This is a genomic window from Streptococcus sp. ELY_86, from assembly GCF_058314495.1.
Window position 1 is genome coordinate 321,197 of sequence record NZ_JBZFUK010000001.1, and the last position, 19,742, is coordinate 340,938.

Annotated in this window: 20 protein-coding genes and 1 other annotated feature; of the genes, 3 read left to right on the forward strand and 17 right to left on the reverse strand. The window is 42.0% G+C overall.

What is annotated here, in order from left to right; all coding sequences use genetic code 11:
* Window positions 1–15 precede the first annotated feature (15 nt).
* Window positions 16–858, reverse strand: a complete 843-nt coding sequence (locus AC4HAN_RS01505) for a sugar phosphate isomerase/epimerase family protein (protein ID WP_491090739.1) — start codon at window positions 856–858, stop codon at window positions 16–18.
* 154 nt (window positions 859–1,012) lie between these two features.
* On the opposite strand from AC4HAN_RS01505, the gene AC4HAN_RS01510 reads away from it, so the two are divergent.
* Window positions 1,013–1,918 carry a LysR family transcriptional regulator gene (locus AC4HAN_RS01510; protein ID WP_491090740.1) on the forward strand — a complete coding sequence of 302 codons (906 nt, stop codon included), beginning with the start codon at window positions 1,013–1,015 and terminating at the stop codon, window positions 1,916–1,918.
* Between the two features lie 260 nt (window positions 1,919–2,178).
* On the opposite strand, the gene AC4HAN_RS01515 is transcribed toward AC4HAN_RS01510, so the two are convergent.
* The 7 genes from AC4HAN_RS01515 to AC4HAN_RS01545 form a co-directional block, all read right to left on the reverse strand.
* On the reverse strand, window positions 2,179–2,529 hold the full coding sequence (locus AC4HAN_RS01515) for a YlbF/YmcA family competence regulator (RefSeq protein WP_491090742.1): 351 nt from the start codon (window positions 2,527–2,529) through the stop codon (window positions 2,179–2,181).
* 241 nt (window positions 2,530–2,770) lie between these two features.
* On the reverse strand, window positions 2,771–3,877 hold the full coding sequence (locus tag AC4HAN_RS01520; RefSeq protein WP_491090744.1) for a prephenate dehydrogenase: 1,107 nt from the start codon (window positions 3,875–3,877) through the stop codon (window positions 2,771–2,773).
* Between the two features lie 78 nt (window positions 3,878–3,955).
* The gene (gene aroC, locus AC4HAN_RS01525) at window positions 3,956–5,122 is read right to left on the reverse strand and encodes a chorismate synthase (protein ID WP_491090746.1); all 1,167 of its coding nucleotides are present in this window, start codon (window positions 5,120–5,122) and stop codon (window positions 3,956–3,958) included.
* A 1-nt stretch (window position 5,123) separates the two neighbouring features.
* Window positions 5,124–6,191 (reverse strand): 3-dehydroquinate synthase, encoded by a 1,068-nt coding sequence (gene aroB, locus AC4HAN_RS01530; RefSeq protein WP_491090748.1) that lies wholly within the window; start codon window positions 6,189–6,191, stop codon window positions 5,124–5,126.
* Between the two features lie 17 nt (window positions 6,192–6,208).
* Window positions 6,209–7,072, reverse strand: a complete 864-nt coding sequence (locus AC4HAN_RS01535) for a shikimate dehydrogenase (protein ID WP_491090750.1) — start codon at window positions 7,070–7,072, stop codon at window positions 6,209–6,211.
* The gene (aroD, locus tag AC4HAN_RS01540) at window positions 7,062–7,739 is read right to left on the reverse strand and encodes a type I 3-dehydroquinate dehydratase (protein WP_491090752.1); all 678 of its coding nucleotides are present in this window, start codon (window positions 7,737–7,739) and stop codon (window positions 7,062–7,064) included. Before aroD ends, AC4HAN_RS01535 begins: the two co-directional genes overlap by 11 nt.
* A gap of 6 nt (window positions 7,740–7,745) precedes the next feature.
* Complete coding sequence (locus AC4HAN_RS01545) at window positions 7,746–8,903, reverse strand: class I SAM-dependent rRNA methyltransferase (protein ID WP_491090754.1); 1,158 nt, start codon at window positions 8,901–8,903, stop codon at window positions 7,746–7,748.
* A 130-nt stretch (window positions 8,904–9,033) separates the two neighbouring features.
* Between AC4HAN_RS01545 and AC4HAN_RS01550 the strand changes: the two genes are divergently transcribed.
* A complete protein-coding gene (locus tag AC4HAN_RS01550; RefSeq protein WP_491090756.1) occupies window positions 9,034–11,190 on the forward strand; it encodes an LTA synthase family protein in 2,157 nt (718 codons plus the stop codon).
* Between the two features lie 381 nt (window positions 11,191–11,571).
* Here the strand turns inward: AC4HAN_RS01550 and rplT are convergent, their stop codons facing one another.
* From rplT to AC4HAN_RS01575, 5 genes are all read right to left on the reverse strand, one after another.
* Window positions 11,572–11,931 carry a 50S ribosomal protein L20 gene (gene rplT / locus AC4HAN_RS01555; protein ID WP_027976332.1) on the reverse strand — a complete coding sequence of 120 codons (360 nt, stop codon included), beginning with the start codon at window positions 11,929–11,931 and terminating at the stop codon, window positions 11,572–11,574.
* Between the two features lie 47 nt (window positions 11,932–11,978).
* Window positions 11,979–12,179: a 50S ribosomal protein L35 gene (rpmI, locus tag AC4HAN_RS01560; protein WP_002263327.1), complete on the reverse strand. Its 201-nt coding sequence runs from the start codon at window positions 12,177–12,179 to the stop codon at window positions 11,979–11,981.
* Between the two features lie 36 nt (window positions 12,180–12,215).
* Entirely contained in the window at window positions 12,216–12,746 is a 531-nt protein-coding gene (gene infC, locus AC4HAN_RS01565; RefSeq protein WP_491090760.1) for a translation initiation factor IF-3, read from the reverse strand.
* A gap of 15 nt (window positions 12,747–12,761) precedes the next feature.
* Window positions 12,762–12,892: a sequence feature (ribosomal protein L20 leader region), on the reverse strand.
* A gap of 24 nt (window positions 12,893–12,916) precedes the next feature.
* Window positions 12,917–13,597 carry a (d)CMP kinase gene (gene cmk, locus AC4HAN_RS01570; protein WP_491090762.1) on the reverse strand — a complete coding sequence of 227 codons (681 nt, stop codon included), beginning with the start codon at window positions 13,595–13,597 and terminating at the stop codon, window positions 12,917–12,919.
* Window positions 13,598–13,607: 10 nt separating this feature from the next.
* Window positions 13,608–14,102 carry an SAG1386/EF1546 family surface-associated protein gene (locus AC4HAN_RS01575; protein ID WP_491090763.1) on the reverse strand — a complete coding sequence of 165 codons (495 nt, stop codon included), beginning with the start codon at window positions 14,100–14,102 and terminating at the stop codon, window positions 13,608–13,610.
* A 45-nt stretch (window positions 14,103–14,147) separates the two neighbouring features.
* Between AC4HAN_RS01575 and AC4HAN_RS01580 the strand changes: the two genes are divergently transcribed.
* Entirely contained in the window at window positions 14,148–14,342 is a 195-nt protein-coding gene (locus tag AC4HAN_RS01580) for a ferredoxin (protein ID WP_491090765.1), read from the forward strand.
* Here the strand turns inward: AC4HAN_RS01580 and AC4HAN_RS01585 are convergent.
* The 4 genes from AC4HAN_RS01585 to AC4HAN_RS01600 all read right to left on the reverse strand — a co-directional run bounded on the left by AC4HAN_RS01585 (window position 14,334) and on the right by AC4HAN_RS01600 (window position 19,691).
* Complete coding sequence (locus AC4HAN_RS01585; protein ID WP_491090766.1) at window positions 14,334–14,819, reverse strand: EbsA family protein; 486 nt, start codon at window positions 14,817–14,819, stop codon at window positions 14,334–14,336. The two genes, AC4HAN_RS01580 and AC4HAN_RS01585, sit on opposite strands and share 9 nt — an antisense overlap.
* 56 nt (window positions 14,820–14,875) lie before the next feature.
* On the reverse strand, window positions 14,876–16,096 hold the full coding sequence (pepT, locus tag AC4HAN_RS01590) for a peptidase T (RefSeq protein WP_491090767.1): 1,221 nt from the start codon (window positions 16,094–16,096) through the stop codon (window positions 14,876–14,878).
* A gap of 88 nt (window positions 16,097–16,184) precedes the next feature.
* The gene (locus AC4HAN_RS01595) at window positions 16,185–16,793 is read right to left on the reverse strand and encodes a DUF6287 domain-containing protein (RefSeq protein WP_491090769.1); all 609 of its coding nucleotides are present in this window, start codon (window positions 16,791–16,793) and stop codon (window positions 16,185–16,187) included.
* Window positions 16,794–16,808: 15 nt separating this feature from the next.
* Window positions 16,809–19,691 carry a GBS Bsp-like repeat-containing protein gene (locus AC4HAN_RS01600; protein ID WP_491090770.1) on the reverse strand — a complete coding sequence of 961 codons (2,883 nt, stop codon included), beginning with the start codon at window positions 19,689–19,691 and terminating at the stop codon, window positions 16,809–16,811.
* Window positions 19,692–19,742 lie beyond the last annotated feature (51 nt).

Consider the following 19,742-nt stretch of genomic DNA (forward strand, 5'->3'; position numbering starts at 1 on the left):
TCTCCTTTATTCTTTTTAATTTTCTGTTAACACTTCCGGCCAAGCTTCTTTAAGAACCTTAACCGCATTTTCAAATGTAAATCTGCTGGCCTCAGCAAGACCCCGGCTTAAAATGGCATCTGAAATGACTTCCACACCAATTACTTTTGGTGAGATACCTGCTTCTTTAATCATTCGGACAAAGCCGGCAGTATCCTTAGCTCCTGTTCCCGGAGCTAAGCGGTCATGCATCGATTCATCCCGCAAAATGGCATCGGCATAGGGACGCTCATAAGCATCATTGATTTGAATTGAAATGATTTTAGCAGCTTCATCTGCTGTCAAAGCGCGGTAAGGCTGATCTGCACGCACCCAATGCCAGGTATCAAGAATGAGCATGGCATTGTCAGCACCGGATGCTTTGACAACCTCATAGGCCTTGTCAAAGGTCGCAAGACCGCTGTAGGGCATGGGCTCTACTCCGATAATATATTTGCCCGCACGCGCGCACAGTTCTTTCAATTTTTGAGCCGTATATTCTACCGAATAGTTTTCCATCAGCCCACAGTTAATATGACCGACGTTGAACAAATCACACATATGAAAACACATTTGCTCTTTGTATTTTTGTTCATAGGAACGGTGTTCTTCAGCCCATTGAACGATATACTCTACTTCGGTCACTTTGATATCATATTTGTCCAGAATAGCTAGAATATCTTGGTCGGTCAGTCCTTCATTCAAAGCATCGACATAGGTTTCTGCACGAAGTCCGATACCTTCGTAACCTGCATCTTTGGCTGCTTTTACACGGTCTTCAAATTGGCACTGATCGCCAAGAGTCCATGAACTGATTGTAATTGGTGAAAGGTTAGACATTACTTTTTCCTCCTATATTGTTAATTTTTTCACTTATCACATTGATTATACAATGAATTAAAAGCAAATACTAATGAATCTTTCTTCAGCAATTCATAGATTTTTTTAATAATTTTGTGCTATAATAAACAAAAAAGCAGGCACAGGTAGACAGATGAATCTTCAACACTTACGCTACTTCCTGACTCTAGCCGATTTGGAGCATTATACCGATGCTGCAAAGCAGCTGCATATCACCCAGCCAACGCTGAGCCATGCTATTGCTGCCTTGGAAAATGAGGTCAACGTTTCTCTTTTTGTAAAAAAAGGGCGCAATGTCGTCTTGACAGATGCAGGAAAAGATTTTTACAAAGTCGTCACAACCTCTCTTAATCTCTTAGATACAGGTGTTAAGCAATTGCAGCAGACCCATCAGAAGCAGCATCGTATTAACCTTACACTGCTGCGTATTCTGGGCCGAAAAGCTGTTCCCAATCTTGTTCGCACCTTCATTGAACAGCACCCTGATACACAATCAGAATTTGACTTTCACAATGACAGCGGCATGTCAGCAGATATGCTGGAAGGAATCCAGAATGATCAGTATGATTTAGCCTTTTGTTCTAAAATTGAAAGTTTTTCTTCTGTCTCCTTTATTCCTATCTTCACCCAAGACCTTGTACTCATTGTTCCTAAAGGCCACCCTCTGTCAGCTAAAGAGCAGGTGAGGGTTGAAGATACCTTGGAATATCCCCAAGTTTGGTTTTCAAAGCGCAGCGGAATGCGTCCTGTATTGGATCAGGTTTTTTCAGAAACAGGCAAACGGCCTGAAATCGCTTTTGAAGTCAGTGAAGATGAAACCGTTGTTGGCTTAGTCGCCCAGCAGTTCGGAATTGCTATCGCCCCCAAAGCTGATTTTTTAAAGGATTTCGATGATATCGATGTTATTCCTATTAAGTCGTTAGAAAATCGCCGGATCTATTATGCGGCCTATCATAAAGGCAAAGAATTGCATGCCGACTTAAAAAATTTTATTGATTTTATCGCCACACAGTCAGAAATCATGAATTTATCGATTTAAAAAACCTTCTTTTCAGCCTGCAGTCTGAGAATAAAAGAGCATCCTGTAAAAATACACACAAAAACCCCGTCAGATGACGTATCTGACGGGGTTTTTGTCTGATAAGTTATTAAAAACAGCAGCTTCATTCTAAAAAATTTAGCTCTTTTTCCGGCAGAAATTCATTGGGACACACTGCCCTGTGGTTTGCATGAATTTACCGGTGAATGCTAAACAAGCTTAGCATTTTTAACACAGAAGTTCTTGCAAACATCTGACAGTTAATTATCTTGTTCAATCACATCCCGAAGGGGCTGAAAAATAATGCGTTCAATATCATTGAGGTAAACGCCCAGAGCTTGCTGAGCTGAAGCATAGTCTTTTAACAGCGGATTAGCTTCAATCTTTTGACCAAAACGCTGCATTTCCTCTTGAATTTCAGGAGTAGGCGCCTGTCCTGTTTGAATGAGACCTTGGATCTTCTGTTGAAATTCCGTAAATTCAGACCACAGTCTTTTAGCTTCCTCATCTCCGTCAATCTTAGCTTTTGCCTGAACAATCGCTTGATACTCAGGCAGAGCACGAATACTGCGCTCCATTTCATTTGCTAAATCATAGATATTTTCTGCCATAGTTTCTCCTTTAACTAAGATACTAAGAGCGTCAGCGAGCAAAGGCAAAATAGAAGGTTCGACGAAGCGTCACAGGACGCTAGGAGAAGCTGTCTTTTTGACACAGCTCGCAGCTCGTGTTCAATTATCAAGATACTAAGAGCGTTAAGAAATCCGTATAAAAATAGGAAGCGGACACTGTGTCGCTAAGACACAGGGACGTTTATCTTTTTTACTAGGATTTTAGCCCGTGTTCAATTATTTAATCTAGATAGACACGATAAGCAGTATTTTTACTAATCAATTCCTGAGCACGCTTCAGATCACGCTCATTCTTGAACGAAATTTGCAGGATACCATTGATATCTTCCCGATTTTCTTCATTGATGCGGATATTAACTAACGATGTTCCTCTCAGCAGTTCCAAAATTTCCAAAATAACATTTTCTTTATCCGGAACATCTACATAAATATCATAAAAGCTGTCAACACCGGCACGTTTGTGAATTTCCATATTTTTACGAATTTGCCGGCCCCGATCAAAGAATTCCCAAATGGCATTTTCATCTTTGGCTTTAATCAAATCGGAAATCCTGTCCAGGCGCTGCTTGAAATTTTCAATACGGTCTAAAACGGCCTCAGGATTTGTTAGCAGAATACTCGTCCACATACCGGGTTCACTTTCAGCAATCCGTGTCATGTCGCGAAAACCGCCCGCAGCAAAATGTTTGGTCATTTCATGACTTTCGGCAAAATCGCCCGCCTGTTCCATAAGACTTGAAGCAATAATATGGGGAAAGTGGCTGATTTGACCGGTGACCAGATCATGTTCTGCTGCATCAATTTCAATATATCTGGCATGCAGGCCGGATAAGAGATCCTGCAAAGCAGGTATTGTACCGGTTTTAGTCAGACTTGACGGCGAAAAGATATAATAGGCATTTTCAAAAAGATTAACATCTGCTGCAACAGCTCCTGATTTGTGGCTTCCCGCCATAGGATGGCTGCCTGCAAATTGTACTGGTTTGTCCTTAAGATATTGCTCTGCTGCTTTGACAATTTCAAATTTGGTAGAACCGGCATCTGTAATAATAACATTGTCTTTTAAATCTAAGTCTGCCAACATTTTGATGAAATCAATTGTTTTTTTAATAGGCACTGCTAAAATAATAACATCTGCCAAAGGCGCAAATTCCCTGAAATCGGCAGTTGCCTCTTCTACGATTCCGCGTTCAAGAGCAATGTCTCGTGACTGGTCAGAACGATTGTAGCCAATAACTTTATAATCGGGATGTCCGCGCTTGATCCCTAAAGCAAGAGAACCTCCGATGAGCCCTAAGCCTGCAATATAAATTGTTTTTCCTTCCATCGCTTCTCCGAACTAAATCAATGCTGCTCACTTTTGACAAACCTTTTTGTTAATGCAAATAAGAATTCCTCAAAATCTTTAAAAGTCTTTGACAAACTGCTTATGGCGCTCTACAGCTTCCTGTAATTCTTCCATATTGTCAGACGAGAATTTATCCAATACCTCGGTTGCAAGCACCGTTGCAACCACACTTTCCATGACTACTGCGGCAGCAGGAACAGCTGTCGGATCGGAGCGCTCTACACTGGCCTTATAGGGCTCATGCGTCTCAGTATCAACACTCATCAGCGGCTTGTACAGTGTTGGAATTGGCTTCATGACACCGCGAACAACAATAGGCTGTCCATTGGTCATACCGCCTTCAAAACCGCCGAGATTATTGGATTTGCGCGTATAACCATCTTCTTTGGACCAAATAATCTCATCCATGACATCGCTCCCTTTGAGATAGCCATCTTTAAAGCCCAGACCGAATTCAACACCCTTAAAAGCATTGATGGAAACAACTCCTTGAGCAATCTTAGCATCGAGCTTTCGATCCCACTGGACATAAGATCCCAGACCAACCGGAACACCGCCAACAACAGTCTCAATAACACCGCCGATTGTATTGCCTTCTTTTTTAATTCGGTCAATATAATCTTTGATTTCCTGCTCACGCTCCTGATTGACAATAGAAACTTCTGATTGGCGGGAGCGTTCCTTGATCTCAGCTACTGTCAGATTTTCAGGAACATCTATTTCAATGCCGCCAAAAACGACCACATGACTGGCAACATCCATGCCAAGCTCTTCCAAAAGGCGCTTGGCTACTGCTCCTACCGCAACACGCATGGTTGTTTCACGTGCGCTGGAGCGTTCCAAACTGTTACGCAGATCAGAAAAACGATACTTCATACCGCCAACTAAATCGGCATGCCCCGGACGGGGTTTGGTCAATTTCCGAATTGATTTTTTCTTGTCTTCAATATCGGCAGCACTCATGACTTCCGTCCAGTTTTTAAAGTCCCGATTGCTAACATTAAGCGTAATCGGACTGCCCATTGTCAAACCATGGCGAACGCCTGAGGTAATCTCTACCTGATCGGATTCAATTTTCATGCGGCCGCCGCGGCCATAGCCGCCCTGACGCCGCTTTAATTCAGCATTGATATAGTCAGCCGTCAAGGGAAGGCCTGCCGGCACCCCTTCAATAATAGCTGTCAGACGGGGACCATGTGACTCCCCAGCTGTGAAATATCTCATCTTATTTCTCCAAGTACTCTTTCATCTCTTCCAGACTGATTTCATTGATTGCAGCCTGCCCTAACTGGGGAACAATCACTGTCTTAATCATCTGACCGCGGGCTTTTTTATCGTGCTTTAACGCCTCATACATCTTTTCGGCGTCCCATGGTTCATACACCGTTGGCAGACCAAATTTAGCACACATAGCCGCAATCTTTTCTGTAATACCTTTCGGCATTAAACCTTTTTTCTCAGCAATCCGAGACATCTGAACCATCCCGATTGCCACTGCTTCACCGTGCATCACTTTACCATAACCAGCTGTTGCTTCAATAGCATGCCCGATTGTATGCCCAAAATTGAGATAGAGACGAACGCCCTTATCCAATTCGTCTTCAACGACGACCTTACGCTTCACATCACAGGAACGGTAGATGATCATCTCGGAATTTTCCAAGATAGAATTTGCAGAACCATCCAGAGCTTCCAGCTTCTCCCAGAGTTCGGCGTCAGCAATTAAACCATATTTGACAACCTCGCCCATGCCTTCAGTCAGCTCACGTCTGCCAAGCGTATTGAGAGTCTCCGGATCAATCAGGACACCGTCAGGCTGGGCAAAAGTCCCAACCATATTTTTAGCAAAAGGAGTATTGACACCGGTTTTGCCGCCGATAGAAGAATCTACCTGAGCTGTCAGGCTGGTTGGAATCTGCAGAAAATGAATGCCCCGCATGTAGGTCGATGCCACAAAACCTGCCAAATCACCGACAACACCGCCTCCCAGCGCAATAATCCCATCACTTCTGGTCATGCCTTGCTTAACTAAAAATTCATAGGCCTTATTGACCGTTGTCAAATTTTTACTGGCTTCACCTTCTAAAAAGTCAAAGACAACAACCTCAAAACCGGCATCTTCGAGGCTGAGCTTTACTTTTTCAGCATAAAGACTTCCCACACGGTTATCAGTAATAATCGCTGTTTTTTGCGGTTTCCAAAGTTTTTTGACCCATTGGCCGGCACTTGCCAGACTGCCGTTTTCGATGATAATATCATAGGGATTTTGAGGAAGATTGACATTTAATTTCATGGAAGCACCTAAATTCCTTACTTATATTTTTCTGCCAATGCCTGCCAGATTTCCTGACTGGGCATTTCCTGTCCTGTCCAGAGTTCAAAAGCCTCTGCTGCTTGAAATAACAGCATTCCCAGACCATTCACAGCCTTTAAACCGCGGCTGCGTACCAACTTCAAAAACGGTGTTTCAAAGGGCTGGTAAATAACATCGGCAACCATGATATTTTCAGGAAATTCAAATTTTTCGTCAATGATCATGGATTTGCCATCCATCCCAACACTGGTAGCATTGACAAATAAATCAGATGCCAAAACTTTTTCCTGGATCAAATCCACATCTTCAACAGGAAAAACCTCAAGAGGAACACCGGTTTTAGCGGATATCCGCTGAGCCTTCTCTTTGGTTTCCTGCAAAAATTCTGTCTGATTAAAAATATTGATTTTCGCAGCACCATTGATTGCAGCCTGAGCAATAACAGCCGTTGCAGCGCCTCCGCCGCCAAGAATGGTCATTACCTTGCCCTTAACATCAAAATCAGCAAAAGTATTCAGACTTCTAAAAAAGCCCATACCGTCTGTATTATAGCCTAACAGTCTGCCTTTTTTATTGACGACTGTATTGACTGCTCCGATTAAATCAGCAGCTTCTGTTATCTCATCCAGATAAGGAATAACAGCCTGCTTGTAAGGCATCGAAATATTGATGCCGAACATGTCGTAGCGCCGAACATTTTCTACAGTAGCCTCAAGTTCAGACTCTGGAATATCCCAAGCCACGTAAACGCCGTTGACACCCGTTTTGTCAAAGGCATAGTTGTGAATAAAAGGTGAAATGGAATGTTTGATTGGTGTCGCAACAACTGCTGCTAAACGAGTGTGTCCGTCAATTTGCATCTAAAACCTCCTTAATTTTGCGCATATCTGTCAGTGACATCTGCCCCGGAGCACTTTCTTGCTCCAAACTGGCAAAAGTCCACGAGCTGCCTGTCAAATCTCCCGCCAAACGCGATACCTGTCCTAATTTAGACATGGACATGGTGACGTATTCCTGCTCGGGATTCAGCGTCTTGAAACCTCTCGTATAGTTCATTAAATCAAGTACATCCTGTTCATTTTGGGGCATGACCGCTATCTTAACCACACGCGGTGCCAGAGCTGTTAGCTCCGAGAAGACTTCCATCAGATTCTCAGGCGTCTCTTTAAAATTATGATAGGACAGTACCAGATTAGAAAAATCATACATTTCTTTTAATACGTCGCGGTAAGAGAAATATTCAAAATCAATATAATCCGGCTGATAAAGAGTTGCAATATCACGAATAATCGCAAGATACTCTTCACTGGTCAGTGAAATATTGCCGCCTTCTTTTTCCGTACGCAGGGTAAAGATAACTTCACGCCCTGCAAATTTCTCAAAAATAGCCGGAGCTACCGTCAGAATATCATTTTTAGCCAAATAATCCGCCCGCCACTCAATAAGATCGGCGCTGCTGATTTTTGCTAAATCAAGCTGGTTAACCTCGTCAATATTTCGAGGCATAACAGGAACTACTATTTTCATAAATAATTAAACCTTTATTGTAAATACTTTTAAATAATTACTGCTTTCATCTTTTTCATTTACGGCAAAATCGCCGGGCAACTGCTGCAAGTCCAGATAAGTGTGCTGCTGTTTTCCAAAACCTTTTTCAATTTGTTTCCTGAACTGAGCTATGGTCATATTGGAGGCATTCGTTGATGCGATGATTAAGCCATCCTCAGCCAAAATCTCAAGTCCCTGACTAATTAGCTTATGGTAATCTTTCAAAACAGAGAAAGTCTCTTTTTTATTTCTCGCAAAACTCGGCGGATCAATAATCAGAACATCAAAGGTCAGCTGATGGCGTTTAGCATATCTAAAATAATCAAAAACATCCATGACAATCAGCCGGTGCTGACTCATATCCAAATGATTGGCCTCAAAATGAGCCAACGACAGCTCTTTAGAGCGTTTAGCCAAATCCACCGACGTGGTCTCAAGAGCTCCGCCCATTGCAGCAGCGACGGAAAAAGCAGCTGTATAAGAGAACAAATTTAAAACTCTTTTCCCCGCAGCCAAGCCGTTTACCAGGCTATTGCGCACCTGATGCTGATCTAAAAAAATACCTGTCATCAGACCATCATTCAAGAAAACGCTGTAAGACACGCCGTTTTCCGTGACAGTAAACTGTTCCGGTGCTTCTTGACCGTATAAGTGCGCAGACTCGTAACCAAGACCTTTAAAACGAATTTTTTCGTAAGCTCCCGAAAATTCGGGATAGACCTGACAAAAAGCAGCTGTAATCTGATCTCTCAGCCGGTAAACAAAGGCATTGTACCAAGAAAAAAGAGCAAACTGACCATAACGGTCAACAGTCATACCGCCAAAATAATCTCCGTCCTGATTAAACAGACGGTAGGCTGTTGTTAAATCCGAATCTGACAGAGCCTCCCGTTTTTTCTTAGCCCTTTGAAACAGCTGGGCAAAATAAGCCTGATTTAGTACCACTTTTTCGGATGATACCAGCCAGCCAACTCCCTTATTTTGCTTGGACAGATAAGCTGTTCCTAAAAAACTGCCTGCCTGAGAATACAGGTAAACCGTCTGGTCACTCAGCTTTATATTCGGAAAATCTTTACTGCTTAATAACTGAATTCCCCGCTTAAGTTTTTTCTCCGCCGAAGAACCCACCGTAAGTCTATTCATAACAACCATTATAACAAAAAATTAAGAAATTTTCTCCCTTAAAAAAACATTTCTTCTATATGCCAAAAATAAATTTATGTTATAATCAAATAATAAGATTTTATCTTTAAAATGATAAGGAATCGGTATAATGAAAAAAATAGTTAAATTTCTCCTGAGCGTTGTCAAGACCCGTTTAGGATTTATTTTGACACTTGTGCTCATTTATTGGCTCAAAACGCTGTGGGCTTATAATATTGATTTTAGTTTGGACGTAGGAAATTCTTATCAATTTCTTTTAACAATGATTAATCCTATCCCAGTCTCTCTCCTTCTTTTAGGATTGAGCCTCTATATAAAAAACACACGCGCTTTTTATATTGTGACAGCTGTTATTTACACTTTGCTCAATGTTCTCTTATTTGCAAATTCGATTTACTTCAGGGAATTCTCAGATTTCATTACGGTCAGCGCAGCCCTTGCCAGCAGTAAAACTTCTGCCGGATTAGGTGCTTCCGCCCTTAATTTATTAAGACCTTGGGATGTCATCTACATTTTAGATTACATCATCTTCATCACACTTTTTTCCCTCAAAAAAATCTCTTTTGATACAAGACCTTTTAATAAAAGAGCCAGCTTTGCCATTTCGGCACTGTCCGGACTTTTCTTTTCAATCAACCTTTTCATGGCCGAAATTGATCGGCCGGAATTGCTGACACGCGGCTTTTCAAATATCTACATTGTCCGTGCCTTAGGTCTGCCGGCTTTCAGCGCCTACAGTGCCAATCAAACCTATCAAACGCAAAAGGTCCGCTCTGAGGCGACTGCCGATGAACTCAGTACTGTCAAGGAATACGTCAAGGAGCATTACGCTGCCCCCAATCCTAAATATTATGGTCTTGCCAAGGGAAAAAATGTTATTATTCTTCACTTGGAAAGTTTTCAGCAGTTCCTTCTTGATTACAAACTCAATGTTGATGGCAAAGAGTACGTTGTTACACCTTTCCTCAACTCCCTATACCATTCCAAAGAAACCTTTGCCTTTTCAAACTTTTTCCATCAGGTTAAGGCAGGCAAGACATCAGATGCCGAAACCCTCATGGAAACATCGCTGTTTGGTCTCAACCAAGGGTCTTTCTTCGTCCAATACGGCGGTGACAATACCCAGCAGGCTGCTCCGCATATTCTCAATGATACCAGCAATTACAGCAGTGCTGTTTTTCACGGCAATATCGGCACCTTCTGGAATCGCAACAATGCATACAAGCAATTAGGCTACCAGCATTTCTTTGATCAGTCTTACATGTCTAAGATGACTAAAGACAACTCTTTCCAGTACGGCCTCAATGACAAGGTCATGTTTTCAGACTCTATTAAGTATTTGGAACATCTGCAGCAGCCTTTTTATACTAAGTTTATTACTGTATCTAACCACTACCCCTACCAAAGTCTGGCCGGTGATGATACAGGTTTCCCTCTTGCTAAAACAGATGATGAAACCATCAATGGTTACTTTGCAACTGCTAACTATCTAGATTCTGCCATCAAAAGTTTCTTTGATTATTTGAAAGCCTCCGGCTTGTACAAAAATTCCATCATTGTCTTGTACGGTGACCATTACGGTATTGCCAATTCAAGAAATACAGACCTCGCACCGCTTCTGGGCAAAGACCCGCAGACGTGGACAGAATACAATAATGCTATGCTGCAGCGCGTTCCTTACATGATCCATGTTCCCGGAACAGACAAGGGCTTCATCAGCAATACTTACGGCGGTGAAGTTGATACCCTGCCAACGCTGCTTCATCTGCTTGGAATTGACAGTAAAAACTATGTTGAATTGGGTCAGGATTTGCTGTCTCCTGCTAATAAGCAGCTAGTGGCTTTCCGTTCTGAAGGCAACTACATCACACCTAACTATACTAATTACAGCGGACGTGTTTACGATACCAAAACAGGTGTTGAAATCACCAACCCGGATGAAACGACAACTGCAAAACTTAAGGAACTCCGTGAAGCAGCCGACAAGCAGCTTGACATGAGTGATGAGATCCAAACGGGCGATCTGCTGCGTTTTGATAAAAACAGCGGTCTAAAACCTGTTAACATCAGCTCCATCTCATATAAGAATGACTCTCTGGCTTCTCTGAAAAAGATCGAAAAGAAATTGGGTCAAAATTCGACCAGCCTTTACAGCAAAAACGGTAACAAATCTACACAAGATTTATACAAAGCACCGAGCTATAAGGAACTGCATCCGGAAGCTGCCAAGGAATCCTCATCAACAAGCACGGATTCGAAAAAATAATCCTGTCAAAAGAGTTTGGGACAAAAGTCTCAAACTCTTTCAATTTATGAAGTATCACATATTTAACGCAGTGGTTTATTGGAAGTCCTTATCCCTTGCTACGCAAGGGATAGCGGCCATCCTAATAAACTGTGCGGAGGTGGGACAACAAAATCGAAATCGCCATTTCATGACGATTTACCGATTTTTGTCCCACTCTCTTTTAAGCAGACTCAAAACAGCAGTCTGGCTAAAGAAAGCAACTCTATAAGGCTGCATTTGTTGGCTTGAGGTTTTCTGTCAGATTTCTGACAATTAACAGCTGATAAAACGTATCTTTCTGCCATAATCTCTGCTAAAAAACAAAAAAGGCGGGACTTCTTATCCCACCTTTTTATCGTCTTATTTACCCAGCTTTTCCTTAGCTGCATCTGCAAGTGCTGTGAAAGCTGCTGCATCATTGACTGCTAAGTCAGCAAGCATCTTGCGGTTAACTTCAATTTCAGCTAATTTCAAACCATGCATCAATTGTGAGTATGAAAGTCCGTTCATACGAGCTGCCGCATTGATACGAGTAATCCACAGTTTGCGGAAATCACGTTTCTTTTGACGGCGGTCACGATAGGCATAGTAATATGAATTCATCACTTGTTCTTTTGCTGTACGGAACAAGATATGTTTTGCACCATAGTAACCTTTAGCTAATTTTAAAATACGTTTACGACGTTTGCGTGAAACAACGCCACCTTTAACACGAGCCATTTATTGATCCTCCAATAGTTCTTTCTAATTTTTCTAAACTGCCCTGCTTATTTCAAGCGAGTAAGCATTGATTTGATACGCTTGAAATCTCCTGAATGCACCATTGATGCCTTACGAAGATGACGGCGCTGTTTCTTAGTTTTACCATGGAAACGGTGTGATGTATAAGCGCGGAAGCGTTTCAATCCACCTGAACCTGTACGTTTAAAACGTTTAGCTGATGCGCGGTGTGTTTTTTGTTTTGGCATTTTAATATTTCTCCTACTTTTACTATTTTTATCGACTTATTTTTTGTCTGGAATTGGTGCAAGCTGCATAAACATTTGACGGCCATCCATTTTAGCTCTTTGCTCAATAATCGCAATATCCTGCGTTGCTTCAGCAAAATCAGCCAATACCTTTGCCCCGATTTCCTTGTGAGTAATCATACGTCCTCTAAAACGAATAGAAACTTTGACCTTATTTCCTTTTTCAAGGAATTTGCGGCCGTTACGGAGCTTGGTCTCAAAGTCACCCTTATCAATAACAGGACTGAGACGGACTTCCTTAACAGTAACAACACTTTGTTTTTTGCGCTGCTCTTTTTGTTTCTTCTGATACTCAAACTTGAACTTACCATAGTCCATGATACGAGCAACAGGCGGTGCAGCCTGCGGCTGAATTAAAACTAAGTCAACATTGGCGTCATCGGCAATAGACTGCGCTTCTGCCAATGGCTTAATTCCTAATTGTTCGCCATCAAGGCCAATAAGACGAACTTCGCGGACACGAATTTCATCATTAATGAACAAATCTTTTTTAGCTATGTTCTTCACCCCTTTAAATTTTTTCGAGAAAAACGAAAGCGGACTTGACATTTCAAGCCCGCACACATAACTTTCCTTATCCTAAAGGAATTTTGACATGTTGGGCCAGACAACCTTAGTCGCAAGGCGAGAAGTTCTCACTTCTGCTTTTCTCACTGTTAACCAGTATAACATGCCAATTAATGACTGTCAATAATTTTCTTTGCTTTTTCTTCAATAAACTCTACAACACCCTCAATTGTCACACCTGTTGTGTCAAAGGTAATGGCATCCGCAGCTGCCTTAAGAGGGGAAACTTTCCGGTGGCTGTCCTTGTAGTCGCGCGCTGCAATTTCTCTTTTTAACTTAGCCAAGTCAGCTTCAATTCCCTTTTCAAGATTTTCCTTATAACGGCGCTCAGCCCTCTCATCCACAGATGCAATCAGAAAAATCTTCAACTCGGCATCCGGCAGCACAACCGTTCCAATATCGCGGCCGTCCATGACAATACCGCCCTGATCAGCAATCTGACGCTGCAGTTCGACTAATCTTTCACGCACCAAAGGTAAGGCAGACACTGTGGAAACATTGTTAGTCACTTCATTTTCCCGAATGGGAAGACTGACATCAACATCTCCGACAAAGACCAGCTGCTGCCCATCTTCGCGGCGGCCGAAACTAATCGGATAATCCTGTAACAGTTTAACGATGGTCTCTTCATCCGTCAAAGAAGCATCATGCTGAAGGGCCAAATAAGTTGCGGAGCGGTACATAGCTCCTGTATCTAAGTAGGTATAATCTAAATCCTTAGCAATAATTTTAGCAACCGTGCTCTTTCCGCTTGAAGCAGGTCCGTCAATGGCAATTTTAATTCCTGTCATACAAATCCCCTTACTTAATTTTTATATTATCACCGGGATTGGCATACCAGTATCCCTTTGTCATGTGATCCGGATTTAATTCGTAAAGCTGCTCTACTGAAATTCCTGCACGCGCAGCAATGGCTGCCGCACCTTCACCGCCTTGAACAGTAAGGGTATCTTCTCCGTCCGAAGAAGTCGTTGTCTCTGTTTGAGTCGTTTCAGTCTCAGTTGTTTCTGTCACGGTCTGTTCTTCCGACTCAGAAGACTGGCTGACTTCTTTTTTAGATTTTTTGACGGTCTTAGAAGACCCATAAAATCCCGAAGTTGCAGCTTTTTCATCACTGCCGCCATTAGAAGTATAAAGTACAAAAAATAAAATACCAATAATAATCAGGAAAAAGAGGCTCAGCAGAATCGTTAAAACCGGTGTACTGACAGCGCGATCATCTTTGGAATTACGTGTTAATTCTTTGTTTTCAGTATCCGTTTCTGTTACTTTTTCTTCCCATGGTTTATTGGACATGATTTCCCCCTTGTTAAATGTCAATAATAGTATTACAATGTTACTATGAAAGTAGCTATTATCCCAGAAAAATGTATTGCCTGCGGGCTTTGTCAGACTTATTCAGATGTCTTTGATTACGATGATGACGGTATCGTCAAATTTACAGGCAGCAGTGAAACTGTTAAAACCTTTGCGGATGATGCCGATATTCTCACTGCAGTCAAATCTTGTCCAACAAAAGCACTTACTTTACCGTAAGGGCTTTTTTTCGTCTTTGTAAGCCTCAAAATAATCAAGGTTAACAAAATTATCAATCAGCTCAACTTCACCTTTAAAATCCGGATGAACAGCCAAGTCATCCAAAAAATATTTTTTCGGCCACTTTCGCATGTAAAAGAGGCTTTTCTTTTTATTCTTGACAAACAGCGTTACAGTTGATTTTGTTACTTCTACTTTTTCGATATCAGCAATAACAATCTTAGAAGGTCTGAATATATTTAACGATACAACCCTTAAAATACCCTTATCTTCAATGATGAAATAACGGTGGAATCCAACACCGACCAACACAATAAAGGCAATAAACAAAATAAAGAAATACTGCGGTATACTGGTTTGCTCATATAACAGTGACAAGGCAATGAAAATCGGCATGATCGCAATCGACCAATAGATAATCAGCCATGACAATTCGGGCTGCCAATGGTATCTCACTTTCCCAAATATTTTAATCACTTACACTTCCTCCATGTTACATTATTTTATCATAGTTAAGTGATTTTTTCCAAACTTTAATGTCTGAACCTAGCAATGCCTATGATGACTTCAGCAGCTTTCTGCATGGTTTCTAAGCTGACAAATTCAAAGCGGCCGTGCATGTTTTCACCACCCGCAAAAAGATTAGGTGTCGGCAGCCCCATAAAAGATATTTTAGAGCCGTCTGTCCCGCCTCGAATAGGCTCAATAACAGGTTCTATAGCTAAATCTTCCATCACCTTCTTAGCGATAGTAACACAGGTCATATCTTTCTCGATTACTTTTCGCATATTGTAATATTGGTCATGAAGTTCAAGCTGTACCCGTTTTGTTCCTAGCTGTGCGTTCATTTTTTCAGCAATTTGCTGCATCAAGGCTTTGCGAGCAGCAAAACTTTCAACTTCAAAATCGCGGATGATATAAGAACTGCGGGCTTCTTCGACTGTCCCATTGAGACTGAGTAAATGATAAAAGCCTTGATAGCCGTCTGTCTTTTCAGGACGGTCACCGGCAGGCAGCTGCTCATGAAAATCAATAGCTAACTGCAAGGCATTGACCATCTGATTTTTAGCAGTTCCCGGATGAACATTGCGCCCCGCAAAGCTGATCTCTGCCGCAGCAGCACTGAAGGTTTCATACTGCAGCTCTCCAAGCGGTCCTCCATCAACAGTATAGGCAAAATCAACATCAAAATCAGCTGCGTCAAATTTATCAGCACCAATGCCGATTTCTTCATCCGGCCCAAAACCAACACGAATTTCACTGTGTTCTATCTCAGGATGACTGACCAGATACTCCATTGCTGTCATAATTTCAGCAATTCCGGACTTGTCATCACTCCCCAGCAAGGTTGTCCCGTCTGTTGTAATCAAAGTCTGCCCCACATAGTTTTTAAGATTGGGAAAATCTGCCGGGTCAAGAGTAAAATCGGTCTGACCAAGCTGAATAGTTCCGCCATCATACTGTTCAATGACCTGCGGATTTACACCTTCAGCATTAAAATCAGCCGTATCCATATGGGCGATAAAACCGATTTTATAAGGAAAATTCCCATTTGCGGGTAAGGTTCCTACCAAGTAGCCATTCGGCAAATAATGAACATTTTTGAGACCAATGCTCTCCATTTCCGGTTTTAAAACAGTCAATGCAAAGTCTGTCTGACTTTGCGTTGTTGGTGTTTTCGTACTGTTTTCATCACTTCTTGTATTGATTTTGACATAGGTCAAAAAACGTTTTAGTAAATTATCGTAAGTCATTTTCTACCTCTTATCCTCTTAATTATAACAGAAAAAACCGCAGATATCTGTGGTTTTTAAAATATTATTCAGAAGTTTTTCAGTTTTATTAATGGTCTGATACATGATAATAAACATGCTCTGTCAGCTGGCTGCTGCTCAAATCCTCAGAAGAAATGATACGGTCTTTTGATTTATCAGATGTATCTGTCTGCCCATTAGGAAAGTACTGCTGGGACAGAGTATGGTTGGCCGGAACCATATAGAGAGTCAGATTGGTTTTGTTCCCTGTTTCCACATTCAGCAAGAGAATGCCATCCTGATCAATATCCAGCAGACTGACTGTCATGCCGGAAGTTGCCAGGCCTTGGGCATTAAAATTAAGATTCTGCCCTTGGGCATTTTTCCAAGTACCTGCTGCAGTGCTGTAATCAGCCTTCAAGATAGCACCTGTATCAATAGGAACGAGACTCTCTGCCTCATGGCTCTCCTCACTGGAAGAGCTGGAGGACTGAGTGCTTTCCGAGGTGGACTCTGCCGTCTTCTTTTGCTCGGATGAGCTGCGCGTATCGCTCTTATGTGATTGCGACTGCAAACTTGTCTTAGGAGAAGCCGATTCCTCCCTGTCATTATTCTTTTTCTGATTTGAGCAGCCGACAAGAAGAAAAACTGACAGCAATACGACAGCAACACGCTTGAAGATAAGTTTCATTTTCATAAATCGAACTCCTTGTTACGACTGTCGGGTAAAGCGGCCGGTATAGTCAATGTTTTCATCTAAAGGATGAGATAATTTAGGAGAAACACTTGTGTATTGCCAAGCCGCTGCATTGGCATAATAATTAAAGGATTTAGCCTCTTCCAGACTCATGTAAGTATAGCCTTTGGCATAGTGGGCAATCCAAAAATTGTTAAGGCCAAATTGTCCTGTATTGACACTTCCGCCACGGATATCCAGCCAGCTTGCCATGGTATAGTGAACTAAGTTGCTGTAACCCAAACGCTTCATCTCATTTTGCCAGGCCTGAACATTGGCATTGATGTTGTTCAGCATAGAAGATTCTTCCATGTCATTGACCATAACAGTCGAAGAGGACAAGCCATGTGCCTTAGCAGCATTGACAAAGTAACGTGCTTCTTCCTGTGCTCCTGCTGCTGATGTGTAGTGCGAATAGTGATAGGCAGAAACTTTGACACCTGCTGCTTTGGCATTAGCAATTTGTGATTTTGCATAAGGATTGATATAGCTGGTACCTTCTGTCAGCTTAACAACAACTCCCTGAATCCCTTGCTGCTTTAAACTTTTAAATTCTGCAACAGAAATACTGCCGTTATGACTGCTGATATCAATAAAGTAAGATGGCAGAGCAATCGCCGGCTTTTCAGCTTCCAATCGATAAGTTCCTGTATCAAAACCAGCTTCTTGGCCGTCTTGATAGGTCACATAAGCATGAACATGGTAGCTTCCTTTGATGTACCCGTGATTTTTTTCATTGACCGTAATGCTGATTTTGCCGTCTTTGACAGTATTGCTGGTATACCAGTAGAGATTGCTCTGTTTATCTTCTGACCAAGCAGCAACTTTAACAGATTTTAGTTTTTTAGAATTACTGTTTTCCGTAATGACAACATCCAAAGTACCTTTCTTAGCCTGGTGATTAGTCACGGCAACCTTGGCATTAGCGATTTTTGCCGCAGCAACTGTAAATTCTTTTCCTCCCATGCCGATTAATTTATTGTTTTCCAGCCTGCTTTTGCCATAGACATGAGCATTGTAGCGGCCTGTTTCAAACTGATGGTTTTTAAGGAGAACTTTGACCTCATAGGTTTTGTCTGATACCTTGCGGGTTCCGTACCACTTAATATCATCCTGATTGTTCTTGCTGGTCCACACAGGAACCTGCACGGAGGAGATGTAATAAGGTACATTTTTAAGCGTGACAGTGTACTCATTGTCACCTGTTTTAGAAATGCTTGTTGTTACAGTCGGCTTGGGAACTGTCAGTGTTGCTGTCCCAAGACCTGACAATCGGCCGTTTTGATTATGATAGACATGGATATTATAAAGACCGTAGCCCTTGTGATTATCATATCCGGCAACTGCTTCACCACGCTTATCCGCCTGATACCATTTCAGGTCGTCCTGACCTTTTTCATTTGACCAAACGGCAAAGGAAACCTTGCTCTTATCCTTGATATTAGCGGCAGTTAGTTTCAGTGAAATCCCTTTGGGCGTTAATTTAGCCTCGGCGACTGATTTGGTAATTTTATAAGTTCCTAAAATTTTTCCTGACTTCGTTCCGTCAGTATAGTCTGTATAAACATGAACATGGTAAAGTCCGGAGACATTAGCATGGTTAGCAATATTTATTTTAGCGGTCGCTTGATTATTGACAACTGCCGGTGTATACCATTTCAGATCATCCTGACCCTTGTCTTCTGACCAGACAGCAACATTGACAGATTTTATGGCCTTTGTAGTCGGACTGCCTTTAACAACTACATCAAAAGTACCTGAGGTTTCTTTGTAACCCACGACTGAAGCCACCGCATTGGAACGGCTGTCAGTATTATTAAAACCTGAGCTCGTACCTAAACCAATTTGAGACTGAGTAACAGCGCTGTAGCCGTAAATGTGAGCTTGATAGTGTCCCAGAGTATTTTTATGATTCTGCAGATTGACCGTTGTTTTATAGCTGCCGCTAGCTGTTTTTACTGCTTTATACCACTTAAGGTCATCCTGGCCGTTTTTATCTGACCATACGGGAATCTGAACCTGTGTGATGGTAATTGGCACATTGGAGACAGTAATGTCAACATGATTAGCCGAAGTCTTTTGAATTTTTGTTTTAATCTGCGGCCTAGCAATCGTAACAGTCATCGCATTGAGCCCAATCATCTTACCCTTTTGATTTGCATAGGTATGGACATGATAGACGCCATATTCGCGGTGATTTTTAAATTCAGCATAGGCAGCTCCCATATTATTAGCAGTATACCACCTAAGATCATCCTGGCCTTTTTGTGCCGTCCAAACTGCAAACTGAATCTTGCTGCCCTTGGCAATAGGCTGTTTGTACTGTAATTTTATCCCTTTTGCTTCAACCCTAGCGGCTGTCACTTCCTTAGGTTTAGCCGCTTTTTGCACAGTTGCAGCACTTGACTGAGGAACCTGTGTGACAGCTTCTCTTTTTAAAGGGGCAGCTTGTTTGAGAGACTGAGAAGACAAGGATTGTTGGCTTTGAACATCAGCGGCAGCTGTTGCCGGCTGACTTTGACTTTGGTTGTCTGGCTGATCAGATACAGACTGGTTCGTCGTTACAGCAGCAGGCTCTTTAACAACTTGAGAGGATTTTGCAGCTTGCGGTTCAGTAACAGCCGTCTGGGCATCTGCTTGTCCTGCTGTCTCCTGACTGACCGTACTTGTGCTTGGAAGCGTGTTTGCTTCTGATACCGATGTTTCAGTGCCGGATACTGCCGTTACCTCAGAAGATACCGGTTTATCTGAGACAGAAGAAGTCTGAGCTGTTTCGTCTGCAGACACCTTGCTTGCAGCCATAAAAAGAGTCAGAGCCAAGGGTATCATCAGATAAGTTTTAACGTTATTTTTTGCCATATTGCTTTCCTTCAAAATATACTTGTTTTCATTATAACATATTCGCAATTG

Excerpts from the sequence above, each read along its gene's own strand:
- AC4HAN_RS01505 (WP_491090739.1), bottom strand. The coding sequence starts at position 858 with ATGTCTAACCTTTCACCAATTACAATCAGTTCATGGACTCTTGGCGAT.
- AC4HAN_RS01510 (WP_491090740.1), top strand. The coding sequence starts at position 1,013 with ATGAATCTTCAACACTTACGCTACTTCCTGACTCTAGCCGATTTGGAG.
- AC4HAN_RS01515 (WP_491090742.1), bottom strand. The coding sequence starts at position 2,529 with ATGGCAGAAAATATCTATGATTTAGCAAATGAAATGGAGCGCAGTATT.
- AC4HAN_RS01520 (WP_491090744.1), bottom strand. The coding sequence starts at position 3,877 with ATGGAAGGAAAAACAATTTATATTGCAGGCTTAGGGCTCATCGGAGGT.
- aroC (WP_491090746.1), bottom strand. The coding sequence starts at position 5,122 with ATGAGATATTTCACAGCTGGGGAGTCACATGGTCCCCGTCTGACAGCT.
- aroB (WP_491090748.1), bottom strand. The coding sequence starts at position 6,191 with ATGAAATTAAATGTCAATCTTCCTCAAAATCCCTATGATATTATCATC.
- AC4HAN_RS01535 (WP_491090750.1), bottom strand. The coding sequence starts at position 7,072 with ATGCAAATTGACGGACACACTCGTTTAGCAGCAGTTGTTGCGACACCA.
- aroD (WP_491090752.1), bottom strand. The coding sequence starts at position 7,739 with ATGAAAATAGTAGTTCCTGTTATGCCTCGAAATATTGACGAGGTTAAC.
- AC4HAN_RS01545 (WP_491090754.1), bottom strand. The coding sequence starts at position 8,903 with ATGAATAGACTTACGGTGGGTTCTTCGGCGGAGAAAAAACTTAAGCGG.
- AC4HAN_RS01550 (WP_491090756.1), top strand. The coding sequence starts at position 9,034 with ATGAAAAAAATAGTTAAATTTCTCCTGAGCGTTGTCAAGACCCGTTTA.
- rplT (WP_027976332.1), bottom strand. The coding sequence starts at position 11,931 with ATGGCTCGTGTTAAAGGTGGCGTTGTTTCACGCAAACGTCGTAAACGT.
- rpmI (WP_002263327.1), bottom strand. The coding sequence starts at position 12,179 with ATGCCAAAACAAAAAACACACCGCGCATCAGCTAAACGTTTTAAACGT.
- cmk (WP_491090762.1), bottom strand. The coding sequence starts at position 13,597 with ATGACAGGAATTAAAATTGCCATTGACGGACCTGCTTCAAGCGGAAAG.
- AC4HAN_RS01575 (WP_491090763.1), bottom strand. The coding sequence starts at position 14,102 with ATGTCCAATAAACCATGGGAAGAAAAAGTAACAGAAACGGATACTGAA.
- AC4HAN_RS01580 (WP_491090765.1), top strand. The coding sequence starts at position 14,148 with ATGAAAGTAGCTATTATCCCAGAAAAATGTATTGCCTGCGGGCTTTGT.
- pepT (WP_491090767.1), bottom strand. The coding sequence starts at position 16,096 with ATGACTTACGATAATTTACTAAAACGTTTTTTGACCTATGTCAAAATC.
- AC4HAN_RS01595 (WP_491090769.1), bottom strand. The coding sequence starts at position 16,793 with ATGAAAATGAAACTTATCTTCAAGCGTGTTGCTGTCGTATTGCTGTCA.
- AC4HAN_RS01600 (WP_491090770.1), bottom strand. The coding sequence starts at position 19,691 with ATGGCAAAAAATAACGTTAAAACTTATCTGATGATACCCTTGGCTCTG.